This window comes from Bacteroidetes Order II. bacterium, assembly GCA_016788705.1.
In the GTDB taxonomy this organism is placed as follows: domain Bacteria; phylum Bacteroidota; class Rhodothermia; order Rhodothermales; family UBA2364; genus UBA2364.
Genome location: JAEUSQ010000039.1, coordinates 288,376 through 313,487, shown reverse-complemented (window position 1 = coordinate 313,487; position 25,112 = coordinate 288,376). Strand labels below are relative to the sequence as shown.

General features: G+C 46.2%; 18 protein-coding genes and 3 tRNA genes. 10 read left to right on the top strand and 11 right to left on the bottom strand.

The window, feature by feature from the left end; all coding sequences use genetic code 11:
- Both JNN12_11070 and JNN12_11065 read left to right on the top strand, forming a co-directional pair.
- Positions 1 to 873, top strand: coding sequence for an NAD(+)/NADH kinase (locus JNN12_11070; protein ID MBL7978869.1), 873 nt, complete (start codon positions 1 to 3; stop codon positions 871 to 873).
- Between the two features lie 83 nt (positions 874 to 956).
- A tRNA-Phe gene (locus tag JNN12_11065) sits at positions 957 to 1,029 on the top strand.
- A 79-nt stretch (positions 1,030 to 1,108) separates the two neighbouring features.
- Here the strand turns inward: JNN12_11065 and JNN12_11060 are convergent.
- Positions 1,109 to 1,660 carry an NUDIX hydrolase gene (locus JNN12_11060; protein ID MBL7978868.1) on the bottom strand — a complete coding sequence of 184 codons (552 nt, stop codon included), beginning with the start codon at positions 1,658 to 1,660 and terminating at the stop codon, positions 1,109 to 1,111.
- Positions 1,660 to 5,112, bottom strand: a complete 3,453-nt coding sequence (gene dnaE / locus JNN12_11055) for a DNA polymerase III subunit alpha (protein ID MBL7978867.1) — start codon at positions 5,110 to 5,112, stop codon at positions 1,660 to 1,662. Before dnaE ends, JNN12_11060 begins: the two co-directional genes overlap by 1 nt.
- 247 nt (positions 5,113 to 5,359) lie before the next feature.
- Here dnaE and JNN12_11050 point away from each other — a divergent pair, with 247 nt between their 5' ends.
- Positions 5,360 to 5,539, top strand: coding sequence for a histone H1 (locus JNN12_11050; GenBank protein ID MBL7978866.1), 180 nt, complete (start codon positions 5,360 to 5,362; stop codon positions 5,537 to 5,539).
- Positions 5,540 to 5,630: 91 nt separating this feature from the next.
- Positions 5,631 to 6,506 carry a DUF3078 domain-containing protein gene (locus JNN12_11045; protein ID MBL7978865.1) on the top strand — a complete coding sequence of 292 codons (876 nt, stop codon included), beginning with the start codon at positions 5,631 to 5,633 and terminating at the stop codon, positions 6,504 to 6,506.
- Positions 6,507 to 6,565: 59 nt separating this feature from the next.
- On the opposite strand, the gene JNN12_11040 is transcribed toward JNN12_11045, so the two are convergent.
- Complete coding sequence (locus JNN12_11040; GenBank protein ID MBL7978864.1) at positions 6,566 to 7,297, bottom strand: hypothetical protein; 732 nt, start codon at positions 7,295 to 7,297, stop codon at positions 6,566 to 6,568.
- A 66-nt stretch (positions 7,298 to 7,363) separates the two neighbouring features.
- Here JNN12_11040 and deoC point away from each other — a divergent pair, with 66 nt between their 5' ends.
- Positions 7,364 to 8,305: a deoxyribose-phosphate aldolase gene (gene deoC, locus JNN12_11035; protein ID MBL7978863.1), complete on the top strand. Its 942-nt coding sequence runs from the start codon at positions 7,364 to 7,366 to the stop codon at positions 8,303 to 8,305.
- Between the two features lie 86 nt (positions 8,306 to 8,391).
- Here deoC and JNN12_11030 read toward each other — a convergent pair whose 3' ends face one another.
- Both JNN12_11030 and JNN12_11025 read right to left on the bottom strand, forming a co-directional pair.
- Positions 8,392 to 10,773, bottom strand: a complete 2,382-nt coding sequence (locus tag JNN12_11030; GenBank protein ID MBL7978862.1) for an alpha-glucosidase C-terminal domain-containing protein — start codon at positions 10,771 to 10,773, stop codon at positions 8,392 to 8,394.
- A 34-nt stretch (positions 10,774 to 10,807) separates the two neighbouring features.
- Positions 10,808 to 11,662, bottom strand: a complete 855-nt coding sequence (locus tag JNN12_11025) for a DUF4835 family protein (protein MBL7978861.1) — start codon at positions 11,660 to 11,662, stop codon at positions 10,808 to 10,810.
- 166 nt (positions 11,663 to 11,828) lie between these two features.
- On the opposite strand from JNN12_11025, the gene JNN12_11020 reads away from it, so the two are divergent.
- The 3 genes from JNN12_11020 to JNN12_11010 all read left to right on the top strand — a co-directional run bounded on the left by JNN12_11020 (position 11,829) and on the right by JNN12_11010 (position 16,799).
- Positions 11,829 to 12,665, top strand: coding sequence for a hypothetical protein (locus JNN12_11020; GenBank protein MBL7978860.1), 837 nt, complete (start codon positions 11,829 to 11,831; stop codon positions 12,663 to 12,665).
- A gap of 28 nt (positions 12,666 to 12,693) precedes the next feature.
- Positions 12,694 to 14,829: a helix-hairpin-helix domain-containing protein gene (locus JNN12_11015; protein MBL7978859.1), complete on the top strand. Its 2,136-nt coding sequence runs from the start codon at positions 12,694 to 12,696 to the stop codon at positions 14,827 to 14,829.
- 86 nt (positions 14,830 to 14,915) lie between these two features.
- The gene (locus JNN12_11010; protein ID MBL7978858.1) at positions 14,916 to 16,799 is read left to right on the top strand and encodes a class I SAM-dependent methyltransferase; all 1,884 of its coding nucleotides are present in this window, start codon (positions 14,916 to 14,918) and stop codon (positions 16,797 to 16,799) included.
- 128 nt (positions 16,800 to 16,927) lie between these two features.
- On the opposite strand, the gene JNN12_11005 is transcribed toward JNN12_11010, so the two are convergent.
- The 4 genes from JNN12_11005 to JNN12_10990 form a co-directional block, all read right to left on the bottom strand.
- Positions 16,928 to 16,999: transfer RNA gene (locus JNN12_11005), tRNA-Glu, on the bottom strand.
- A 10-nt stretch (positions 17,000 to 17,009) separates the two neighbouring features.
- Positions 17,010 to 17,086, bottom strand: a tRNA-His gene (locus JNN12_11000).
- Between the two features lie 103 nt (positions 17,087 to 17,189).
- Positions 17,190 to 19,508: a hypothetical protein gene (locus JNN12_10995; GenBank protein ID MBL7978857.1), complete on the bottom strand. Its 2,319-nt coding sequence runs from the start codon at positions 19,506 to 19,508 to the stop codon at positions 17,190 to 17,192.
- 81 nt (positions 19,509 to 19,589) lie between these two features.
- Complete coding sequence (locus tag JNN12_10990) at positions 19,590 to 20,060, bottom strand: 6,7-dimethyl-8-ribityllumazine synthase (GenBank protein ID MBL7978856.1); 471 nt, start codon at positions 20,058 to 20,060, stop codon at positions 19,590 to 19,592.
- A 243-nt stretch (positions 20,061 to 20,303) separates the two neighbouring features.
- On the opposite strand from JNN12_10990, the gene JNN12_10985 reads away from it, so the two are divergent.
- Both JNN12_10985 and JNN12_10980 read left to right on the top strand, forming a co-directional pair.
- Entirely contained in the window at positions 20,304 to 21,368 is a 1,065-nt protein-coding gene (locus JNN12_10985) for a flippase-like domain-containing protein (protein ID MBL7978855.1), read from the top strand.
- A gap of 954 nt (positions 21,369 to 22,322) precedes the next feature.
- Positions 22,323 to 23,375: a DUF72 domain-containing protein gene (locus tag JNN12_10980; protein MBL7978854.1), complete on the top strand. Its 1,053-nt coding sequence runs from the start codon at positions 22,323 to 22,325 to the stop codon at positions 23,373 to 23,375.
- Between the two features lie 12 nt (positions 23,376 to 23,387).
- On the opposite strand, the gene JNN12_10975 is transcribed toward JNN12_10980, so the two are convergent.
- Both JNN12_10975 and JNN12_10970 read right to left on the bottom strand, forming a co-directional pair.
- Positions 23,388 to 24,041, bottom strand: a complete 654-nt coding sequence (locus tag JNN12_10975) for a hypothetical protein (GenBank protein ID MBL7978853.1) — start codon at positions 24,039 to 24,041, stop codon at positions 23,388 to 23,390.
- Between the two features lie 206 nt (positions 24,042 to 24,247).
- Positions 24,248 to 25,078 carry a hypothetical protein gene (locus JNN12_10970; GenBank protein ID MBL7978852.1) on the bottom strand — a complete coding sequence of 277 codons (831 nt, stop codon included), beginning with the start codon at positions 25,076 to 25,078 and terminating at the stop codon, positions 24,248 to 24,250.
- Positions 25,079 to 25,112 lie beyond the last annotated feature (34 nt).

Here is a 25,112-nt window from a genome sequence, read left to right as displayed (position 1 = left end):
ATGACTTTTGGCATTACAGGAAATACCAATAAACAACTGCTGTGGGATCCGGTGATGCGGGCTGTAGATTGGTTTGAACAATCGCGCTTGGCCTTTAAACTGTATGAGCCGTTGGCAAAAGGATTGGTAGAGCGTGGTAGAATATCGGCTTTATTGGCGGAACAGGTAGCGACAATGTCCCTACACGAGACCGATATGGTGTTGTCGTTTGGGGGGGATGGAACCATTATCAATACTGCACGCCTGATTGCACCCCACGGTACGCCCGTTTTGGGGGTAAATATTGGACGATTGGGTTTTCTGGCGGATATGGAGGTCTCGCACATTGAACTTGCCCTCGAAAAAATCCGACTGGGGCAATATAAAGTTATGCCACGGATGGCGTTAGAACTGCTCTTGCCCCAAGATACTACGCCCCGGTGGGCACTTAATGAGTTTGTTATCAACAAAGGTCCGGATGCGTCTCTGATCAACATCAATGCCCATATTAATGGGGTGCATTTGTGTAATTATTGGGCAGATGGCCTTATCGTTGCAACGCCTACGGGATCAACCGCCTACTCACTTTCGGCGGGCGGGGCCATTATGGTACCTGGAAGTGCTTGTTTTTCCCTAACGCCCCTCGCGGCCCACACCCTCACGATGCGGCCATTGGTCGTACCCCATACGGCGGTCTTGGAACTTAATATACCGGAGAGTGATTGTCCATATATGTTAGTGGTAGATGGGGAGGTGGAACATTTAGGCGCCTCCTCTAACCGATTGATTTTACATGAGGCCAAGCATACGTTTAATCTGGTGATTTTAGAGGGCCATGATTATTTCGCAACATTGCGGGGGAAATTGGGATGGGGCGTACACGTTCGGGCTTAAACAAGTTTCAAATGAACGTGAAGATGTAAAATGGATTGACACTGTTTGGAATTGTTCTTATATTGCTGTTCCTAAGCAAAAATGGTCGAGTAGCTCAGTTGGTAGAGCAAAGGACTGAAAATCCTTGTGTCGGCGGTTCAAGTCCGTCCTCGACCACCCTAAAAGCCTTGTTTCTTTTCCAGAAGCAAGGCTTTTTTATAACAGATGCTGAAGCGAGAAACTACTTACCGCGCTGTTACCCATCTGTCAGCCTAAGGAATGCAGCCGCCCGTAATAGCCCTATAGCCGTTTTTGCATCGGTAATTTCCCCATGATAGGCCATATGCACAGCCTTGGTCAAGGGGATTTGAAAAGGGGCCAAAAACTCACCAGCAATGGGGGCAATGGTTGAAGGACGGAGGCTGCGGGCCAAAAAAAGGTGGATAATCTCGTTTGAATAACCGATACCAGGAAAACACGCACCTAGAGAATCCCATTGTAGTGCATCATGCCCGGTTTCTTCTGCCAATTCTCGTTTGGCGGCATCCAAAGGCGATTCGCCGGGTATGTCCAATTTTCCGGCAGGGAGTTCAATAAATATCTGTTGAGGCGGGTAACGAAATTGCCGGATAAGCAGCGTTGTTCCATCGTCAAAAAGGGGGACCACGGCTGCTGCGCCGGGATGATTTATCCACTCGCGGATGCTCTCGCTGCCGTCGGAGAGGGCGACGGTATCGCGATAAACATGCAATAATTTGCCTTCTACCAAAACCTCGCGATGTAAAAAAGTTTCTCGTAGTTGATCCATTAGCTTTCTCCTTGTAGAACAACGTTTTCCGCACCAAAAATACGTTCCATGGTGCGTAATACTTCCGGTGATGGGTCTATAACACACAAACGGCTTTTAAGCCGAATGGCCCTCCCAGAAACAGGGTTGAGCAGGTCGAAGTAGAGTCGTGTCCCTCCTTTATTTTGGTCGCAAACTTCTTTTAGTTTTTGCATGTGTTCGGCGGGCACGGCTTCTGGGTTCAGTCGCAACAAGATAGACTTGATGAAGCGTTCTTGGGCTTGCCACATGGGCACAAGGTCTTTGGCAATCAGCGAGACCCCACGTTCCCTTTTTTCTAATTTCGCCGTTGCCATCACTAGTTCGTCGGGCAGCAAATGTGGGCCAATACGCTCGAACTGATTGGAGAAGATGGTGATTTCCCCAGCGCCTTCAAAATCTTCTAAGGTGATAAAAGCAAATGGCTTACCATTTTTTGCATATCGTTTTTGTACCTCGGTAATAATGCCACAAAAGCGGTATTCGCGGTCCGGCTCTAACTTTTCTAAGTCCTTGAACGACGCGGTCGAAAAGGCTCGAACAAGCGGGCCGTATTCATCCAACGGATGTCCAGAGACATAAAGCCCAATCAGTTCACGTTCGTTCCGCAGCGTTTCACCACGAGACCAAGGTTCCATAAAAGGCATTTGCGGGGTAAGCTCAATAGCCGTGTCACTGAATTCCCCGAAAAGCGAATTTTGCCCGGCGGCGCGGTTTAGTTGGGCCTGATGTGCAAACCGAATGGCGTCGTCGAGCGCTGCAATGAATTGTTTACGGTGACCCTCGAACGCATCTAATGCTCCAGAAGCGGCCAAGCCTTCTAAGGTCTTCTTGTTCACCTGCCTCAAATCCACCCGTTTCACCAAATCGTGGAGCGAAGTAAATGGTCCGTTTTGGTTTCGTTCATTACAAATGATTTCTATGGCCCCCGTTCCAACCCCCTTGATGGCTGCCATGCCGAATCGGATGGCCTCGCCTTCCACACTAAATGCGGCTTGGCTGTGGTTGATATTAGGCGGCAAGACCTTAAGTCCGAGATGTCGGGCTTCTTCCAAAACAATGGCCAATTTTTTGGTGTCTCCCATTTCCGAGGTCATCGCTGCGGCCAAGAAAGCATAGGGATAATTGGCTTTTAAATAAGCTGTTTGATAGGCCACCACAGAATAGGCCGCACTATGAGACTTATTAAACCCGTATCCGGCAAACTTTTCCATCATGTCAAAGACTTGGTTGGCCGTCGTCTCGTCCACCTGATTGCCTTGTGCACCTTTTAGAAACGTAATCCGCTGGGCATCCATCTCCTCTTTTTTCTTTTTCCCCATCGCACGGCGAAGAAGATCGGCACCACCGAGGGTATAAGAACCCATAACCTGCGCCATTTGCATGACCTGTTCTTGGTAAATCGGAATGCCAAAGGTGGGCTTAAGCACTTCCTCCAGCATCGGATGCGGATATTCTATGGGTTCACGGCCATGTTTTCGGGCGATGTAATTGGGGATCAGATCCATCGGGCCTGGCCGATAAAGGGCGTTCATGGCGATTAGGTCGTTGAGGTCGGTGGGTTTAAGGAGTTTCATATACTCACGCATGCCCGAACTTTCAAACTGGAAAATGGCTACTGTTTCGCCCCGCTGAAACATTTCAAAGGTCTTGAGATCGTCGAGTGGAATCTTGTCTAAATCTACCTCTTTCCCATAATTTTCCTTAATGAGTTGAAGGGCGTCGTTCAAGATGGTAAGGGTTTTGAGGCCCAAAAAGTCCATTTTCAAAAGCCCAAAATCTTCAACATATTTCCCTTCATATTGCGTGGTAACAATGTCTTCTTCGCCCGATTTACCCTTTGCCAAGGCCACAGGTACAAACTCCCCCACGTTTCCTGGTGCAATAATAACCCCAGCCGCATGGATTCCGGTGTGGCGGGCTGATCCCTCCAAAACCGTCGAGAATTCCATCAATTTCCGAATATTGGCGTCACCCGATTGGAAGAGGGACGAAAATTCTGGTACTTTTTCCCGTGCGGTATGCAGGTTTTCCTTTGGACCTTCCGGAACCAGTTTCGCAATCCGGTCGGCTTCCGAAAGCGGTATATTCATGACACGTGCCACATCACGGATGACAGATCGGGCACCCATCGTACCAAAGGTGATGATCTGGCACACGCTTTCACGGCCATATTTTTGCACCACATAGTCAATCACCTTCCCTCGTCCTCGGTCATCGAAGTCAATATCTATATCGGGCATGGAAACCCGTTCTGGATTCAGGAAACGCTCGAAGAGTAGATTGTATGCCAGCGGGTCTATATTGGTGATGCCCAAACAATAGGCAATAGCCGAGCCTGCCGCCGAACCACGTCCTGGCCCCACACTTACCCCCAATTTGCGGGCTGCCGTAGTAAAATCTTGAACAATTAGAAAGTAGCCCGCAAAACCCATTTGCTTGATAATCGAAAGTTCAAAAGTAAGCCGTTCTCGAATCTCTTCGGTCATTCGGGGATAGCGGGTTTGGGCACGCTCAAAAACCAGGTCATGTAAATAGCGATCCATATCGCCAGCATATTCTGGCGGCATGGGATAGTTGGGCATCAGGAGTTTCCCCATCGGAATGGTGAGGTCGCATTTATCCGCAATTTCGCGGGTATTGTCTAAGGAGGCATCTCGGATTTTTGCGGTCAGGCTGGGAAAAGCAGCCTGCATTTCTTCGGTGGTTTTGAAAAAGAATTGATCATTCTCGAAACGCATCCGCTTGGGATCGTTCAGGTCTTTTCCTGTTTGCAGGCAGAGCAAAACATCCTGCGCCTCCGAGTCCCCTTGTTTTACATAATGAACGTCATTTGTGGCAATGGTCTTCACCTTGTATTCGGTGGCCCATCGCAACAAGACCTCGTTACATCGCTTTTGCTCCGGAATACCATGATCTTGTAGTTCAATATAGTAATCCTCTCCAAAAATATCTAAATATTCTTTAAAGATCAGGCGTGCGGCTTCTTCGCCCTTTTTTAAAATCGCTTGTAGTACCTCACCTTGTAAACAACAAGTTGTGGCGATGAGTCCGGTACTGTGTTTTTTTAAGGTTTCCCGGTCTATGCGTGGTTTATAATAATAGCCCTCGGTATAGGATAAAGAAGATAATTTGATAAGATTTTTATATCCTTCTTCTGATTTTGCCAATAGTACTTGATGAAACCTGGTGCGATCTGTTTTATCCTTCATCCCAGAAGGTGCGATATAAAACTCACACCCTATAATAGGTTTTATCCCTTGTTGTTTGGCCGTTTTGTAAAATTCTGGAACCCCAAATAAGTTGCCATGATCAGTGATGGCGACCGCAGGCATTCCTAACTCTTTGGCTTTGCCAATCAGATTTTTGATCCGGGCAGCTCCATCGAGCAGGGAGTATTGGGTATGACAATGCAGGTGGCAAAATTCGGGCATAAGGTCTTGCAAAGAGAGAAATAGAATTCCCGAATTTCGGGATTTATCCCCAAGGGTGCAAGTGAAATGCCATAACGTCCGTAAAAATAACGTGTCTGGTGTTTTGAAATTGATTGATAAAGGTAGTAAAAATATATAAAAAGCGATTTCCACTTGACACATCCCTATGGTAGCATTTAACTTACAACAAACGTCCCCACCATTTTTCCGCTACAATCCTACATCATCTTAAGACTGAGGTAAACCAATGAGTAAATTTGAGGAATTAAAAGACATGGTAGATGCCCTTGAAAAAGACTTCAACGCATTCTACGAAAAAGGCAATAAAGCCGCAGGTACACGCATCCGCAAAGCCATGCAAGATCTCAAAGACAAAGCGCAGGAAATTCGTACCGAAATTCAAAACATTAAGAACTCTGGCGAGTAAGTACTTTTTGGTACTACTTATGCCTTAATTTTCTGGTCGGACCCCAAACAGGCTCCGGCCATTTTTTATTTCATTCAGCCATAACGAACCAATGAAAAAACAACTATTCATCATATGTCTTGTGATGCTTGCCCCTCCAGTGCTCTGGGCGCAAGAAGCACCTAAAACAGATGCTAAAACCGAAACCTGGAAAAAAGATATGGGTACGGCTCTCTCCATTACCCAATCTGGATACAATAATTGGCAGGCAGGTGGGGTCAATACCTTGTCTGCGACAGCAAGTCTGGCTGGTAAATTTGACCATATCAAAGGAAAAGTAAATCGTTCCCACACGTTTAATCTTACATATGGTCAATTTAAACAAGGTGATCTCTCATTACGAAAGGCTACTGATGTGATTGCTTACCTGTTTAAACTGGACTGGGAAACAGGAAAAAAATTTAAACCAACTGCCGTACTGGACTTTAAAACCCAATTTGCGCCTACCTATAAATATGATGATGCGAAGGGGACTAAAACCTTGGTATCGGACCTGTTTGCACCCGCCGACATTATCGAATCTATCGGTTATTCCTACGATCCCAGTCCGGTTTTCTCGCAATCGGTGGGGATTGGTTTTAAGCAGCGTGTTGTTCGCGACGAGGGCTTGAGAACCGCTTGGGGTTTGAAAGCCGACGAAAACATTCGGTCGGAGGCAGGGCTTAACTTTTTGACGAAGTTCAATAAAAACTTGGCGACCAATGTTAATTATAAAAGCCAACTCAGTCTGTTCATGAGTTTTCGTCAGCCGTCTAAGCCCGAAGCAGAATGGGCGCCATTGACGCGGTGGGATAACTTAATTGCCATGAAAGTTAACAAATTGATCAGTGTCAATTTTGAGGCAAATTTGGTTCATGATACCAATGTGAACAAAAAGGTGCAGTTTCGCGAGGTGTTAGCGGTTGGCTTTTCATATAAATTTTATTGATTGAACAACTTCGATTCATCAAAAAAAGCCCTGTGCATAATTGTACAGGGCTTTTTCGTTCAGAAGCGGGTTTTTAAATAAATGGGTAGCATAGCCCGCCAAGTCGGCCAATCATGCCGCATGTCGGGGCCCCATATTTCCAACTCGTGTTCAATGTCTTTTGCGTGGAGGGTATCAGATAGGCGCTTGGAGGCTGCAGGATGCTCATAATCGCCAGACCCAGTGACAATGTGAATGTGATGACTCTTTCGGATCTGGTCCAAAATGCCTTCATCGGTCAGATTAGGTAAATAATGAGCCGGAGAATTGAAATACACATCATCATCAAAATACCCGCTGGTATAACTTGTCAGGTCATAGTCACCACTCATCGCAATCACGCCATTAATCAAGTCTGGGCGTTTAAAAAAAAGGTTGGCAGAATGCAACGCGCCAAAAGAAGCGCCACACGTAATGATCGGCGTGTCTTGACTTGTTCGGTGGCGAATATATGGGATCACCTCGTTAAAAACGTATTCATTAAATTGTTGGTGTCGAATGGCCTTATGGCGGGGGTGCATATTGCGGTTTAACCAACTTTCAGAATTGATGCTATTGATGGAATAGACCTTCACTTTACCTGCATTAATCTGCTCCTGAATGGCACGGATGAGTAAGAAGCGTTCGTATTCCAAGTAGTCGGCGGCGGCGGTAGGCAAAAGCAAAAGGGCAATACCATAGTGTCCATATTCGGCAATTTCCATGTGCTTATTTAATGCTGGGCTGTGCCAACCATCCAAAAAACGGTTCATTTGCAAAAGGAGTTTAGTGGATAAATCATTTTAAATAAGGTACGAAATCGCTTCGGTTTCCCTGCTATGGGATCGTTGCATTTGGCGTCAAATTCCCGTATCATTCAGAAAAAAAGTATGTATCAACTTCCCCGTATTCCCTCAGTAGATCAAATTGCAGCAGAATCCCGCGCTGCTTCATTTAAAACGCGGAGCATTAAGAACGAATCGAAAGAAGCCGCACTCCGAATGGCGCTTTCAATGTGCGACCTTACTACCTTGGAGGGTATGGATACGGCGGGTAAAGTTCGTATGATGTGTCGGAAGGCGATTCAGCCCTTGGTTGGGCACGACTTGCCTCATACCGCCGCAGTTTGTGTGTACCCGACGATGGTTTCCATCGCAAAAGAAGCGGTGGGAGACAGTGGCGTATTGGTTGCTGCCGTAGCCACAGCGTTTCCCAGTGGCCAGTCTTTTTTAAATATCAGAACGCAAGAAGTGCGACAAACCGTTTCTGCTGGAGCAGATGAGATAGACATGGTGATCTCGCGTGGGGCCTTGCTTGCGGGAGAATACGCCTATGTCTTCGACGAAGTGGCTGCATTTAAAGAAGCGTGTGGGCCGGCACACCTAAAGGTTATTCTGGAAACGGGTGAACTACAAACCTTGGATCTGGTACGGAAAGCCTCACAAATTGCAATTGATGCCGGAGCGGATTTTATTAAAACCTCTACGGGTAAAGTACAACCTGCTGCCACCATGCCTGTAACACTGGTGATGTTGGAGACCATCCGAGATCATTTCCTCAAAACTGGCAGCATGATTGGGATGAAGCCTGCTGGTGGTATTCGTACCGCCAAGGAAGCATGGCATTACTTGGTAATGGTGAAAGAAACCCTCGGAGATGCTTGGTTAAGCCCCAATTGGTTCCGTTTCGGTGCCTCTTCGTTGGTAAATGATGTGTTGATGCAATATCAAAAACTCAAATCTGGTTCGTATCAGTCTATGGATTATTTTAGCATAGACTAAGACTTTATTGCTTCGATTTCAATATTGTAAAGTATATATGCCCCATTATGTTGGCATAAAACTTTTTGTCCTGCCGTGAATAGCGCCTACTCCAATACAAAAAATGCAGCCCCATGAGCTGGTAGGGTGGTGAGCATTTCTTGGTTTTGTAGATTAATTATAGTACCCGTTAGGAGTTCTTGTGCCCGTATCAGGCGATGTACGCTTGGCAAGGAGAGCCGAACTTCTTGGGCGTGATCCTGCTTGTTTAGGACAACCAAGACCCGTTGGTTATAATCGGAACGGAGAAAAGCAAAAAGACCCTGTTCGGCTTTGATGGGAAGGAAATCGCCATAACGCAGGGCTGGTAATTGGCGGCGAAGGTTAGAGATTTGTTGGATTTCCTTAAGTAGCTGTGCTTCGGATGCATTCAGTTGGGGGGCAAAACGCATCATGCGACGGTTATCAGGGTCACTGGAGCCACTTATTCCAATTTCGTCCCCATAATATATCGTGGGAAGTCCCGGAATTGCCATCATGTAGGCCATATAAAGCGCAACCTTGCGAAAACTTTCTGCATGATCGGCCTGGGGTTGATCAAACCAAGCACGTCGTCCGGCATCGTCGGCATCTAATTTCAGGTCTCCATCCGCATAAGCCATATATCGTACTTGGTCGTGGCTATCCATAAGATTACCCATGAGGTGATTGGAGCCATACATGGCTTGGGTGGCTTCCAATTCTGCCGCGAGTAGGCTAAATTCTGCACTTGGGGTCAAGAAAATAGAACGGGCCCGATAAAAAAGGTTAAAGTTGAACTGGGCATCCAATTGACCACGGTTAACATAGGACTTGATGAGGTCGTAACTTCCAAATGTTTCGCCGATCTGGAACAGCCGCTTTCCAGAAACAATTTCATAAGCCCGGATTTTACGGGTAAGTGCCCGCCAAAATTCGTTTGGAACATGTTTCACTGCGTCCTGACGGAACCCATCCACACCCGATTCTCGGATCCAGAACATGGCATTTTCGGCAACGGCTTCGATGGCTTCAGGGCTGTTGAGGTAATTGAATGTGGGTAAAAATGTGTCGAACCATGTGGTGAGGCGTTGTTCGTCCCAAAGTTCAATGTTTTTACGTCCATCAGGAAGATATAAATGGCCAAACCATGTCGGATTTTGTTTGACCCAAGGGTGATTTTGGTGGACGTGGTGGGCCACAAAGTCCAAAATAACTTTCATTCCTTTTGCGTGTGCTTTTTGCACAACCGTCCGGAGAAGAGATAACGTACCAAACCGATCTTCCACTTTTTCTAAATTGGTCGGCCAGTATCCATGATAAGCCGTGAACTTAGAGCCACTAATCGCCGACTTACCCCAAGTACCTTCTGCATTGTCCACAACGGGCGAAAGCCATAATACATTGACGCCAAGTTGGTCAAAATAACCCGACTCTAATTTTTGGAGGACACCTTTCAGATCGCCTCCCATATAATTAACCTCTGGATGCAACGAGTCGCCAATGACAGGGCGGTTGTTGCCGGGGTCTCCGTCCTTAAAACGGTCTATCATTAGGGAATAGAGGGTCGCATCTTGCCAAATAAATGGGCTTTCGTTGTTTCGGGGCTTTCCGAAGTGTAGAAACACCTCTTTAACGGGCGTACTGAGGCCATCTTGGGTTATGGCGATTCGCAATAATTGATTCGTCTCGATGTCATCATTGGGAATTTGAAGGATGACCGTATGATCGTTGATGCTGATTTGTGTGGCGGATAACTGGCGATTGTCTAAAAGTGCCACCACATGTTGTTTCTGAAGCGGGATGGGATCGCCTGCACGTTCATAGAGGAAGCTAAATTGGGAGCCAGTGGCGGTCTTTCGCCATGTGCCAAAATGAAGAAACGTTTTGGTGTTGTGACGTGGTTGTACGCGAAGAACAGAATTGAATCCGCCAAATCCATTGGGGGCCTTTTCTGGGTTTTCCGGATCCAGTACCTCTTCTCCATCCACAAAAAACTTATATTCGTAGCTACCGGGGTCTAAGGAGACGGTACAAGAAAACGTGCCATCCCCTTCTGGATCAGTCAGGGGGAGGGTGTCTCGATTCCAGCCATTGAACGAGCCGAATAAAGTAATTTTCTGAGGCTTATTCACAGGCTTAAAATAAAACGTTCGCTGAGGCTTGATCGTAACACGCACAGGCAAGTCGTAGCGATAACTGCCTTCGCGGAAAGAAATTGTTCGGAAGCCTTCAGCCTCTTCGGTTGCGGAAAAGGTTACCCGTTGGCGGTTGTCAACCGTTACTCGGATACCCTTAGGCGGGGAGAACGTAGGTTTGTAACGGGTCAGATAGTATAAATCCGAAATGGGAAGGGTAACAGATTCGCCTGCCGTGAGGTTGAGTACATCAAAAGGGTCACGGATTTGGGCAAATGCAGATGTGATGCAGGCGAAGAAGACCAGCACAACATGGATGGATTTCAGTCGCATGAGAATGTGAAAAAAGGGTGGTTAACGGGTTGAATTAGTTGGCCGTTAATCGGTCATAGGTATTCGATCGTCCGGAATCAACCTTGAGTAAGATACTGTATGCTCGACTCGAAAAGGGGGAATTTTCAAAGATCGAAACCAATTCTTGCGACTTCATCGCAAAGAACAACTCGAAAGTATGCTTTCGGGTACTCTCTTGACTGAGTTGTTCTAATTGGCTGAGGGTTTCCAATACCCGTTGGCGAGACGAATTGGGGTTTTGAAGGAAATGGTCTAAACCATGATGGTGGTAATCGAACGATGCCTGACGTAAGGGCTTCATGCGGGGATCCAGTAATTCCTGAATCAGCACACCCCGTGTACGTTCAGTGCCTCCATATTGCCATCCGGATCCACCCTGCGTTTGGGCGAGTTCGACAATTCGGCGGGCTTTTTCAAAAAAGGGCGTCCCCCCTTGTTCTGAAAACGAGTCATAATCAAAACCGAGAATCAAAAAAGCATAATAATCTATGACGGAGGCCAAAGGGTCAAAACGGTTTGGGTCGAAAACAATGGCTTGATTGGGCACATAAGAAAACGCCCAAGCATTGTCCACCAATTTAAGGGAAGTGGTTTCGGTGGACGATTGATAAACGGGCCTGCTTGCCGTTACATCTAAGGTAACTTCAAATCTATCAATACCTTGTGCTTTGGTAAAAGTAAGTCCGAAGGAACAAGAGATACGCTCATCTTTCTCGAAGCGGTCTTCGGTCCACACCCGGTCATTGATGTATTGTTCCAATGTGGACTGTATATCGCGCAGAAAGGTGAAATCATTTCCTTGAAGTAGGTTATAATTAACCGAGACGCTACAACGAAGTTCTTGCGCCTGTAATGCGGTTATTGGCAACAGAAAGAGAGTTGCCGTAAAAAAAAAGATGGAATTTTTTAGCAGACAGATTTTTTGGTACATTGTGTCGGGCCCTTAATGGTCGTAGAGATCATGAATTTGTGTGAATGGTAGCCCAAACTTCATAAATTAGGGAAGTATCTTTAAGGTATAGAAGGAGGCCAATATGAAATCCAAAACTTTGTGTGAAACCTTTTTTCAAACGCCTGCACTGTGGCTGTTGTTCCTCTTACCCGCAGTTTTGCCTGCCCAACCCTTGACCGCTCCCGTTCGTAGCCTTGGTGTAGGGGGGGCTGGGGTGGCATTGGTAGGCGAAACTTCCGGCCTATTGAATCCTGCCGCTTTGGGTGAGTCTGCCCTAAGGCAGGTCTCTTTTTCTGCGGCACAGGGCTTTGGTATGGCAGAACTTCGTCATGGGCTTTTAACCGTCAGTCTTCCAATGAATGCCTTGTCTCTGGGGCTAAATGTCGGGTCGTTTGGGTTCGAGGCATTTCGGGAAACCCAATTTCGGCTACATGCTGCACGCGGTTTTGGATTTGGCTCTAAACGAAAATTTTACCTTGGTGCAACGGCTCAGTACCACATGCTCAACATCTCCAATTATGGCAATGGCAGCGCGTTTTCCGTCGGAATTGGTGGATTGACTGCCTTAACCGATCGTACAATGATAGGTTTTAGAATATCTAACCTAAACAAAGCGACATATACCAATGGGGAGGAGTTGCCCCGTAACTTGGCCGTAGGTCTGGCATATAAACCCCTGCCGGATGTCCGTTTTTTATTAGATGCTGAAAAAGATGTCCGTTTTCCCGTTTCGGTGCGTGGTGGCTTTGAATACAGTCCGGTTAAATCACTCACCTTACGTTCTGGGTTTTCTACGGCGCCTGTGCGATATGCGGCTGGTGTTGGGTTCAAGGCTGGGCGTTTGGGAGCGGATGCTGCTTTTGAACGACATGAAACATTAGGTTGGACCCCTTCTGTTGCTTTTTCGGTGGGGTTCTGATTTGTCTGGATGCTTAACCTTCGTAAATATGTGGATCATCAATGTCATACTTTCGCCCCCTTTTAGGAAAATGACCTTATTAGGGATGGTTTGCTTTACGTTTACGGCACAAAGCTGGGCCCAAGACCGAGATACCACCCAGGTGGATCCCGATGTAGAATCGGTACTGGAAGATGCAAACGATGCAGAAGGCATTCAGGAAGGTTTGCTGGAAATCCTAACGGAACTACAGGAAAACCCGCTAGAAATCAATTCCGCGTCTGCTGCAGATTTTGCCCAGATTCCGTATTTGGGTGCTGTACTTGCACAAGCGATTGTTTCGTATCGAGATGTTAATGGTCCGTTTAGTTCCATTCCTGAATTGCGGAATGTGCCCGGGCTAAGTGCGGAGATTTTGTTAAACATCAGGCCCTACATCACCATTGGTGAAGTCTTGGAAACCCGACGGAAAACGCCGCCCAAATACCCACTGGTCCCCTCTTTCCAAACCATAACCCAAGGAATGCGGTATGATATTATTCAACGTGCTAGCCGCCGTTTAGATCTTGGGCCGGGGTATGACCCCGAAAAAACCGGAACCCGCTATCTGGGAAGTCCGTATCGAATGGTCACCCGGTTTAAAGCCACATATCGCCGGAATGTGAGCATTGCCCTTACGGCCGACAAAGACCCTGGAGAAGCGTTTCAATGGGATCCGAATCAGAAAATATTGGGGTATGACTTCTTGGCAGGCCACGTGGCCATTCGCAATATGGGCCGGATTCGTTCGTTGGTGATTGGAGATTTTGTGACTGCTTTTGGGCAAGGGGTAGCGCAATGGCGAGGCTCCGGTTTTGGTAAAGGGACCGAGACCACACGTTCGATTATCCGACGTGGGGGCGGCGTGTTGCCCTATAGCTCCACGGATGAAAATCGGTTCTTTCGAGGAGTTGGTGCGACCATTGCACTTTCGCCAACCCTCAATTTGTCTGCCTTTGGCTCCATCCGAGACCGTGATGCCTCTGTGGTGCCGGATTCTCTCTCGGACGAAGAACGTGAGGTTTTTTCGATTTATGACACTGGATACCATCGGACCGAGTCGGAGCTGGAGAAAAAAGGAACGCTGAATGAAAAAACATTGGGCGGTGCGCTGGAGTGGAAATACAAAAAAGGCATGGTAGGGGCAACGGGCTATTATGTCTTATTTGATCAGCCCTTTGCAACAAAAGACAATGCATACCAATATTTTGCATTTACTGGAAAAGAAACTACACAATTTAGCCTTTATTTTAATCAAACGATTGGGAAAATCTATGGCTTTGGGGAGTTAAGCCGAGATGGAGATGGAACATTTGGCGGGCTGGGAGGGATCTTTTTTAGAATGAGTCCAGGAGTGGAAACCTTGGTTTTGGCACGAAATTTTGCACCCCAATTTAATAGCTTATATGGCTATGCTTTTGGTGAGAGAGCAGGTGAAACCAATAATGAAAAAGGCATTTATACGGGCCTTAAAATCCGATTAAACCGAAACTGGACCGCCTCTGCCTATTTTGACCAATTCGAGTTTCCGTGGTTGCGGTATAATATTTATCGCCCCACAAAAGGGTACGAGGCTTTGGTTAAAGTAGATTATCAACCCAGACGATGGCTCCGTTCTTATGTGCAATTCAAGACCGAAACCAAAGAAGAAGCCACAAAAATTGGAATAGGTAGAAACCAACTTTTACCAGGTGTGGCGCCACAAAATCGCCAGACCGCCCGTTTGCATCTAGAATACGATTTTAGTAAAACCTTGCGCACCCGCACACGTTTGGATGTTAGCCATTATCAGTTTGATCAGCAACCATCGGCATTTGGCTTCTTAATGTACCAAGATGCCCGCTGGATAGTGACACCCAAGGTACAAATGGATGTCCGGTTTGCGGTATTTCAGACCGATAACTACGATGCCCGTGTCTATTCCTTCGAAAATGACGCCTTGTACGTGCTTTCCAACCCATCCTTTTCCGGTATAGGGCAAAGGGCATATGTTCTGCTAAAATGTTCGCCTCTTTCCGGTATTGACCTCTGGCTTAAATATGGAGCGACGCGGTATGAACACCGGAAAACGGTGAGTTCCGGTCTTGATGAAGTGGAAGGAAACCGTTTAAGGGATGTAAACGTCCAGATTCGGTGGCGCTTTTGAGGTAAATAAACACTCGCTCCTCAATGATGGAATAAAGGGGTCTCGACCGTGTTTGTTACCTATTGTTTGGTTACAATTTTTTCCTTATGTCCCATATATTGCCCGTCCTTATACTTGTTGTAACCAGTGCAATGGCGTGGTTTGTGGGCTCCGAGGCCACGCTTCCTGTTTTTATCTATGCATCGTGGGCCGGAACACTTCTAATGGCCTTCGCGTGGTGGCGCGGGCAAGACTGGACAATGCGAACGGTCCTCGTCTATGCCATCTTGTATCGCTTGGTATTGCTACCTGTATTGCCTTCGCTCTCGGACGATGGATTTCGTTATATATGGGATGGTTTATTGCAGTGGAAAGGCATAAATCCATTTGTATTTCGGCCCAATGATCCGGCCTTAGGGGCACTACACAATACTGATTTGTACCTAAGCCTAAATTCGGCAGATTATTTCACGGTTTATCCTCCCGTTTCGCAGGTGGTATTTGGCGTGGGCGCCATTTTTTATCCGTTTGGTTCGGTGGTTTCGTATTGGGCCATCAAAGTGGTTTTCGTAGGTATAGAGTTTGTTGGCGTGTTTTTACTTTCTCGTATGGTGCAGGCTCGGTCTTTGATCCTTTATGCATGGAATCCCTTGGTATTGATGGAGGTGGCCGGGCAGCCGCATAACGAAGCGATGTTGGTGACTTGGTTAGTTGGGACCATCTGGGCCTTACAGATCAACCGACCCAAATGGGCACTTGTTTTTATTGCGTTGGCAATGTGGACCAAGTTATATCCATTATTGCTTATTCCGTTTGTTTTGAACCGAACCGGATGGCGTTATTTTTGGATTCCACTATTAACAGGATTGATTTGCTTGATTCCTTATTATCATCCCGATTTCTTTACAAATATTCGAACCTCTTTAAATTTATACACCCAACAATTTGAGTTCGGGGCGGGGTTGTATTATTGGTTGAAAGAGTGGGGCCGCCAGATCATGGGGCATGAGGAAAGCAAGGCTTTGGGGCCTTTTCTACAAATGGTATTTTTCTTTACGATCAGCGTAATCTGGGTAGGGGATATCATGAAACGGAAATCATTACCCGCCCTGTTTTACCTCTTTATTGGGGTGTTTCTTCTTACAGCGACTACGGTACATCCTTGGTATTTATTAGGGCTTTTGGCGATGATTCCGTTATTGGTTGATGTAGGCTTTCGTGATCAACATGCCGAAACTCCGGTTCAGCTTCAAGAAGCCCCGCTTCCTCCTTGGCACTGGATTTGGTTGGGTGGGATGATGACGGGTAATTATTTCTTCTATCTGACAGAAAATCAATGGCCTTGGGTGATTGTGGGCTGGGGCGGCTGGCTGGTATTGTTGCTGCTCTTACCCCTGAAAGGGTTGTTGCAGCGGGTTCACTTTTCACGAGCGGGCGGAAAATATGCGAAAATCCGAAATGGTTTTCCTGTCTTATCATCGGATCTGCCCTTACAGGTATTGGATTTGGGGTGTGGGGAAGGGTATCTGGGTGAATGGATCCGTCAAGACCGACAGGCCGAGGTTTCTTTAGCAGATGTTGTAGATTTTAACCGTACCCAAATGCCATTCTTACGATACGACGGGCATCGTCTGCCATTTCCGGATGATGCCTTTGATGTTACCGTTTTGTCTTTTGTGCTTCACCATTGCGAGAATCAAACACAAGTTTTTCATGAAGCCGTCCGGGTTACCCGCAAGCGCATTTTGATTATAGAATCCGTCTATCAAACTGAGTGGGATCTACGACAACTCACGTTTCTGGATACCTTAGCCAATCGCTTGCGGTCTGGCGGATTGATGAAACACCAAGAAGCGTTCTTACATTTCCGCACGGTTGCGGACTGGTACAAGTTTTTTAATCAATTTCCAGTCCGGTTGTTGGATACAACACAAAGCGGCCTTTTCTTGCACCAACAAGCCTTTTTTGTTCTTGAGATTAAAGAGGCATAAAACGTAAAAACTTGCGTGTTATGGAAAGTTGTAAAATTGATCTGCCACCCTTCAGCCAGCAAAGCAATAGACCTGAAAACATTCGTTCTGGTAAAACGTAAAAAAAAAGCGCCTTTGGGGCGCTTCGGTATCCAGTACGGGAATCGAACCCGTGTTGCCGCCGTGAAAGGGCGGAGTCCTGACCGCTAGACGAACTGGACATCTCTAAAATGGGGAGGATGATGGGGTTCGAACCCACGGCCTCAAGAGCCACAATCTTGCGCTCTAACCTGCTGAGCTACACCCTCCATTTTTTTGTAGAGAAATGAAGTTAGGTAATTTAAGTTGGTGATTCAAGTATGGCCACCAATTTTAAGCTGGTTTCACCGTTTTTTTAGCAAATAAAATCCCTTAACGCACAATAGCTACTTTACCAATGGTGCGTTCACCGCTGTTATTGTTTCGTGCAACGATAAAATACACCCCCGATGGAACCAGGTTACCAGCATCATCTCGACCATTCCAGGCCACACGTCCCCCATATCCATTGAACTGTTTGATGTGGGTCCCTGCGGTATTAAGAATCCTGATTTCATTTTCATCGGTGAGGTTTTCAATATAGATATTGGGTAATACGCCACCCTCGGCTTTTGCAAGTATGGGATGAATACGCAGTTCGGACAAAACGGCCTGTGGTTTAGCAGCATCACTTTGGATACTGAGTACACCAAGATCGGTTGCAAAGTAAATGCGTCCGGAATTGTCGTCTATGGCCAATGCAGAAATATTATCTGTAAAAAGTGGGGAGTTGTCTTTGGTATAATGGTGCAGTACCTCATAGGTCTCGGCATTCATTACCCAGACCCCCTCGGTGGTGGCAATCCACAAACGGTTTGCGGCATCAACAGCCATATCATTGACGAATACCTCGCGCAATACATAGGCCCCATCCCGTGAAGGCCAGTTCGGGTCGGAGTCGGTGGCAAGATTCCCAAACACAAAAACCGTAAGACCTCGGCTCGTGCCGATCCAGATACCACCTTTTTTGTCTTCACAAATTGCACGCACTTGTGCAGAGGGCAGTCCTTTGCCGTCGGAACGTTTGCCCGTCCAATATCGAATTTTGTCATCGGCAGTATTGGCGGGGGTATTTTTGGTGTCCATGACCATTATACCGCCCTCATAGAAGAGGAGTACCCATTTTTTGCCAAAAGAATCTACAAAAACACGGGTAAAGTCCCCTTCAATCCGTTGTCCTGATTGATCATAAAACTCATTCAGTCCCGTCCACTGACCATTGGGCGTTCTTACATGAAGACGTGGGGTGGTTAAGAAATTGGAAAGCCACAAAGTTCCGTCCTTCTCGGAAGACATCCCAGCGACACGGACGTCGCCGGGCAGATTCGGAATCGCCCTTAGCGAGCTATTCGTATCGTTGTATAGGGTGGTCTGACCATTCTTCTGAATCTGAAGAAGGCCTACGCCGATTCTCGAAGAGGCCGTCCAAATGTTTCCCAAAGCATCTACGTGTACGCGGTCAAAGGATGTCTTACCTTTAAGGTCGGGAACAGCGGTATTCGGATATGTTTCCCAAATGGCATTGGACGATAATTTATATACAGTCCCTTTTAGATCTGCAAATGCCGATGCATAAATATTTCCTTGTGCATCGCTTTCCAAATCAGCAAAGAGTTGCCAATAAGGCCCATTGGGTATAACAACCCGTGTTGGTTTTTCATTGGTACTACCGGCAGGCGGTATGGAAGAAAACTGCGCAAGACCCGCAGACCGGTCGCCGCTCCATAAGGAGCCGTCAGCCATTGCAATTCCGGCGCCTAGATTAAAATAGTCGCTGTAACTGACCAGCGTGCGTTGCCCATTCTTACGTACCACTACCAACCAAAATGGGGTGGTCACTATCATGCTATCGTCGGAATAGGTGATTCTGCGAACCTCTCCTGTAATAAATCCTTGGCGTTCCCACTCCGTCGCACCTAAGGCGTAACCATCCATTTTGGTTCCAATAAAAACGATTGAGCCTAATTTTCCTATACTAGTGACATTTTGGAGGCGTTGGTCTAGTACCCACTGAAGCGGCTCCCGAAGGTTGACACTGCTCATTGGGGCATAGGCCACTCCACGCTCGAGGGCAATCCAAAACCCATTTCTGCCATCGGGCAATGGATGAACCATCATGTCATAGACCCTGATGCCGGATGAAAGATTGCCAAATTGGGTATAGGAATCACGTATTTCGTTTTTCTGGGCATCAAAAATGACCATACCGAATGCTGTGGCCACCAAAACAGAGTCCCCTTGTATTTTGATGCGTCCAATGGAACGATCGGTGAATTGGGTGGCACGGGCAATGTCTCTGAAGGTACGTACATTTTTGCTGGCAAGGTCGTACCGGTCTAATGCGCCGTCTTCATAACCAAGCCACAGCGCTTTTCTGCGGTCGTCGTATGTAATGGTCGTCGGATTTAGGGCGTGGAGGCCCTCTATGGTTGTGATTCTCCGGATTTCACCTGTAGAGACATTGTACCCAAAAACCCCGCCTTGAGTAGCTGCCCAGATTTCTGTTCCTGCATCTGCAAGATCATTGATTTGCCGCATGGCAGTATGGGCTTGCCATGAACCAATTTGTGCAAAAGTATGGGGAGTAAGAAGGCCTAATAGCAAAAGGCACTTTTTAAGAAAAGCGAAAATGCGCATAAGAATATGTTTCATTGGTTAAAACCCTAATGGAAGGGAATCGTGATAAAAATTCAGGGCGTAACCAATTACAATCAGCGGAAAGGTTTAAGGTTTTTAAGAAAGCGCGTTTATTTCCTTTAAAAGGTTGACCATTTCGATGGCAGAAACTGCAGCTTCGGCCCCTTTGTTCCCGGCTTTTGTCCCAGCCCGTTCAATGGCTTGTTCAATGCTCTCGGTAGTGATGACACCGAACAGAATGGGGACACCCGTATTTAGGGAGACATGTCCAATTTGTGCTGATTGTCCAGCGACCAAGTCGTAATGGGAGGTTGCACCTCGGATGACTGCCCCCAAACAAATAATAGCATCGAATTTGTTGGTTTTGGCCATTTGTTGCGCCACTAATGGAATTTCATAGGCGCCCGGACAGTGGGCTATGGTCAGGTTTTCTGAAGCTGCACCATGACGCTCTAAAACGTCTAATGCCCCTTCGAGTAGTTTATCGGTGATAAAGTGGTTAAAGCGCGATACCACCAATCCAAAGTGGTGATCTGTGGCAAGAAGGTTTCCGGCAATTTTTTTCATGTTCTTAGGTTGGAGGTCTGTTTTTGATAGGATTTTTCTAAAATACTTGCTTTGTACCCCCAAAACCAACCCAAATCATGACGAAGATGGGTACGACGTTGAAGGCTGGGTTTTCGGAATGGAGACTCTCTAATGTGGATGCTTGGTGGATTGTGGTACATGGATGAACATGCGAAGGGTATGATGCCGTATATTTTTGTGTTTTTTCATTCTCATCAACCTTTTTGACGTCTCATAAGATCCTTGAAAACATCAGAAACAGCACCAGTCGAAGTACCTTCCATCGTTTCGGAAGAGGTCCGTGCCTATAAAGTGAATGCCCGAAACCTGCTCATTCCGTTGCTCGTTAGTGCTTTTGCCTTTGGGATTGTCACTTGGCTTACGTATGTGCCCGGCATGTGGGCAAATTTGGCAAAGGTTTTTAAGCCTGGATTGTTAATCGCCGCTCTTTTAACCGTTTCATTGCGGGTCGTAATCGGTGCCTTTCGCATTAAATATGTTTCACATGGCCGCATCCCATTTGTGCCGGCACTTCGCACCCAATTGGTATGGGATTTTTATGCCAATATCACACCTTCGGTAATCGGAGGAACCCCTTTTGCTGCGTTGTATATGAACAAAGACCAGCGGATCCCATTGGGTGAAGCATCGGGTATTATGATGTTCTTGATGTTGTTGGATCAGATCTGGTTTGCGGTTTCGATCCTGATTATGTTGGGCGCTTCAATGTTTGTAGAGATCATTCCGGCTTCTGTTGGGAGCATTGGGGAAGGCGCCATTTCGTTGTATTTCTTGGTTATTATGAGTTGGGCAGCCATTTTTGCCTACGCCACCTTGGTACGGCCTCAAATTTTGGAATGGTTAGTACTTAAGTTGTTTTCCCTGCCTTTTTTAAGCCGTTTTAAAGCGCGTGCAGATCGCGAAATGGAGTCTTTACAAGCCCGTGCCGCCATTATCCGCAAAGAAAAGCCGATGTTTTTTGTCAAAGGCGTATTGATGACGGCCTCTTTATGGGTATGTCGTTATTTTCTACTATTGTTTGTGGTGATGAGTATTACCGAGGTGTACAATCCGGTTCAAATTATTTTCCGTGCAATGGCCATTTTACTAAGCTATATCATTATGCCTACACCGGGTGGTGCAGGTGGTATTGAGGCAGCCTATACGGTTTTTATGACACCGTTATTGGGAGCCGCCTATGTTGCACCCACACTTTTTGCTTGGCGCTTTATCGGATTTTACATGTTTATTATCATTGGTGTATTTTTGACTGCCAAAACAATGGGGGAAAAATCAATCCGAAAATAATATGGAGGCTAAGCAAGGTTTTTCGTAAGAGTTGGTATGTATAAAACCTCGACTCGTTACCTTATAAAAAGCGGCAACCAAGTGGTTACCGTTTTTAGGTTTAGGCTTTATCGTTCAGTATTTCCCGTTTTGCAGGCTTGAAGTCAGGTTGATTGCTAATTTTTACATTTTAATTCTTCGTTTTGATTAGATAAAAACCTTTCTTGGTGGCATATTGCTCTACTTCGTCCTTCACGATCATACCCGCAACCGCGCCATACATGGTTGAACCCTTCACTGCACAGCTTGGCGATTTTTGTAACTTTTTCAGTCGCTCAATATGGTCATCAATGTGGCATTTATGAGGCACACTATCTACTTTTACCGCAATCGAATGACTTTCACCTATTAATAATAAATTAATTTATAATAAAAATTGTCTATTTCGCTTTATATATACATCAAATCCGATGCCTTGATGTCGGAAAAATGTTAGTAGTTTAGGGCACACTTTTTCTTCAGAGAAACATTTTACTCGGTCTATTACTTTAGTATGACTTGTTTAGTAGGGTGTAGCGTTACTTTTTTTGAACGCCACGCCGCTGCACCATGCTCCACCGCTCCACAACCGCACAAAATACAAAACGGCAACCTTATGGCTACCATTTTCAAATAGGTTCAATCAAATCTTTTATTTGCGCTTCTACTTGCAAAAGTAACTTTCTTGGACAAGGCTAAATTTATGGACGATCTTCGACTGATGAATGGTAAAAAAGGAAAATCGCCTATCGTTTTCTTGTTTAATATTTCTAATAGCCACTTTTCTTCTTATTTTCCATGCACAATCCTTGTGTAGCCATTGATATCGAGATTGACATCAAGGAGCCTACACTTATGGGTGGCGGGAGCGCAAAAAGTGATGTATTTATTGGCTTATAGCGAGACAATTTACAAAGGAATTTAAAATCGTAATTAATGTATCGTGATCTTTCCGAAAGACGTGCCGAAGTTTTGCAGTATAAACTGAATGACGTCCATCCCAACCTGAAATTTGGAACGGCGAGCGACCGTTATGCGGCATGGATTGGACAAATTTATCCCGAAATATGGCAGGACCAAGTAGAAACACGTACCAAAAAATTGGATACCGGAAGTTTTACCGAGCGTACCCTTCCTATCGCCTCAGTCACTGATTATTTTCAGCACTTTTCTACATTAGAAACGGATTTTACGTTTTATCGTGCCATTTTAGAACCAGATGGAAAGCCCACAGCGGTATATTATAACTTATTACAATACATTGAACATGCACCACCCGAAGCCCGTTTTTTGGTAAAAGCACCGCAACAATTTTTTGCTCGTATCATCCGGCGGTCGCGGAAAGGTGGGCCTGTGATGTACGAAAAGAATCCATTTTATTTAGACGCATTAGGGTATGTAAAAATGTTTTTAGCGCCATTGATGGACTTGCTTGGCGATCGGATTGCAGGCGTATTGTTGCAACAGGAATATCAAAGAAAATCAGAAGCACCATTGCCGGGAACGTTTATTGCTGAGTTAGATGCGTTTTTTCGAGACGTGCCGGATGACGTGCAGCACCACATCGAAATTCGTTCAGAACACCTTTTGTTACCCCCTTATTTTGATCTGTTGCATCGTCGTGGGATTGGATTTGTCTTTAGTCATTGGACATATTTGCCCCCTATTCGCGAACAATGGGATCGTTGTGGCCGTGCGTTTTCTGCCGCAGATGGTCAGGCCGTACTTCGGTTGCTTACCCCACTCAAAATGAATTATGCCGAGGCATTCCGGTTGGCGTACCCTTTCGAGAAGGCGGTTCCGGAACTTTCCCAGACGGCTGGAGCCTTTGCAATGGTTAATGAAGCAACGGCCTTGGCGTATCAGGCAATTGGACAATCGAAGGTTTTGCACATTATTGCCAATAACCGCGCTTGGGGCAACTCGCCTGCACTGAACCAAGCCATCGCCAGCCGATTTTTGGACTTTGCGGAAAGGAAGCACGCCTGAAGTTGTTGTGATTTACTCTCGTCCTTTAATCGTAATGGAAAACAGCAACATTTCCGCCCTAAGGAGTTGAGGAGTGATCTTGGTACCGTCTTCAACTTCTGGTTGGGGTTTATAAATCTTTATAAAGGGTATATTAACCCTTCCGTGTGCAGCAACAATCACCCCACCCACTTTTAGGCCAACCGTTCCACCCCCAATAAATCCCTGATAAAAGTAGGGACGTTCGTATGCTTTACTAAAAGCAGGTACACTTGTTCGTACTGTTTCGCCATTAACCACAAGTGGAACAGCGAGATAAATACCTCCTTCGACACCTGCAAAAATCAAATGACCCAATGAAAGAGCGCCAAGAAAATGGGCTTCCGCATTGGTCATGGTGAGCGATTTGTACCCATCATGGTATTGTGCTTTTGCAGTCTGATGGGTGATGAGTAGCATTTTGCTGGCTTGTGCATGTCCATGAAATCGAAAGGTCGCCTTGGCAATTCCGGCTTGAAAAGCTCGCATATCAGTGTAAAAAGTCCCATCTTCGTTGTCAAACATGACCTTGTTGCTTGTTCCGCCAATAAAAGAGAGGCCTGGTGTTTCGTCCTTTTCTTCGTACCATTGTGCTTGTAGTGGCACGACCAAAATGAAAAGAAGGAAGAGTGGTACGCTTGTTTTCATTGAGAGTGTAGATTGGAATGAATGTTAGCACCTTCGCGCTGAAAGGCTGTATGAACTACTTTTCAAGGTGAGGTGAAAAAAGATGATAAGAAGAAATGTGTCCATTTGCAAATAATACCAAATGGGCATAGGTAACCAGTTTAATCTTTTGGCCCTTACTGGTATGTGGCAGGGGGAATTTTCACATAACGGAAGTAAATAAATAGTTACCACTTAAAAGACATGGTGAGTGCGGGTACCCAGTCTCCGGAATCGGTAAACATGGCAACGGGTGTGGCAGAAATTTTACGATTGTGAAGGCGTGCAGAGATACCTGCTTCAAAAGCCGATATAAAATGATTTAAAACAATCAACGTACTGGTACGTGAGGCTTTTCGTAATTGGGCTTGCGAAGCCCCATGAGATTGGGCATAGGCTAAAAATTGAGCCGATGCATTCACGTAAACCCCCTCCACTTTCTCATCTGGATCGTCCGCACCGTTGTAATCGGGCCATCCGGGGCTATATTGATAATATTTACCTACCAGTTCATAGTATTGTTGTTCGCCAAAGAAGGGGATTTTATGAGAGAATGCAGCACCCGTTTTCGGGTTTTTGGACTGATCTTCGGCGGCTCGTACGGCATTGAAGAGTTCCCGCACGGTTTGACGCTCGGAGTCGGTCCATTTGGCCGGGTTGGTGAGGTCTATTTGGCGAATCGTAGAGGAAATGGGGATTTTAGGTCCTGCATACCCGGAAAATTTATTCAACCACTCGGCATATCGGATGATGCTCCAGCCCCGATGTGCGGTTTGTTTGACCAACGCATATTGCTGATTTCCTTCTTGCTGCCATTTCTGTTGGAGGACAATCGAGGTGATTTCTGCTCCAAAAAACACCCCAGATTTTACAAATTGCCGATTGTAAACTTGACCTGCTCCCGGAACCACCGCCGATGCCAAAAAAGCGATCGCTACATGTTTTGGCTTATGTGTAGCTGCGGGAATAAGAAGGGTGGGAGACACATAAGCCACCTCTGGAAGTAGATTCTGTAACAAATCGGTTTGTAGATCGCGATGTTGGGCATAAACA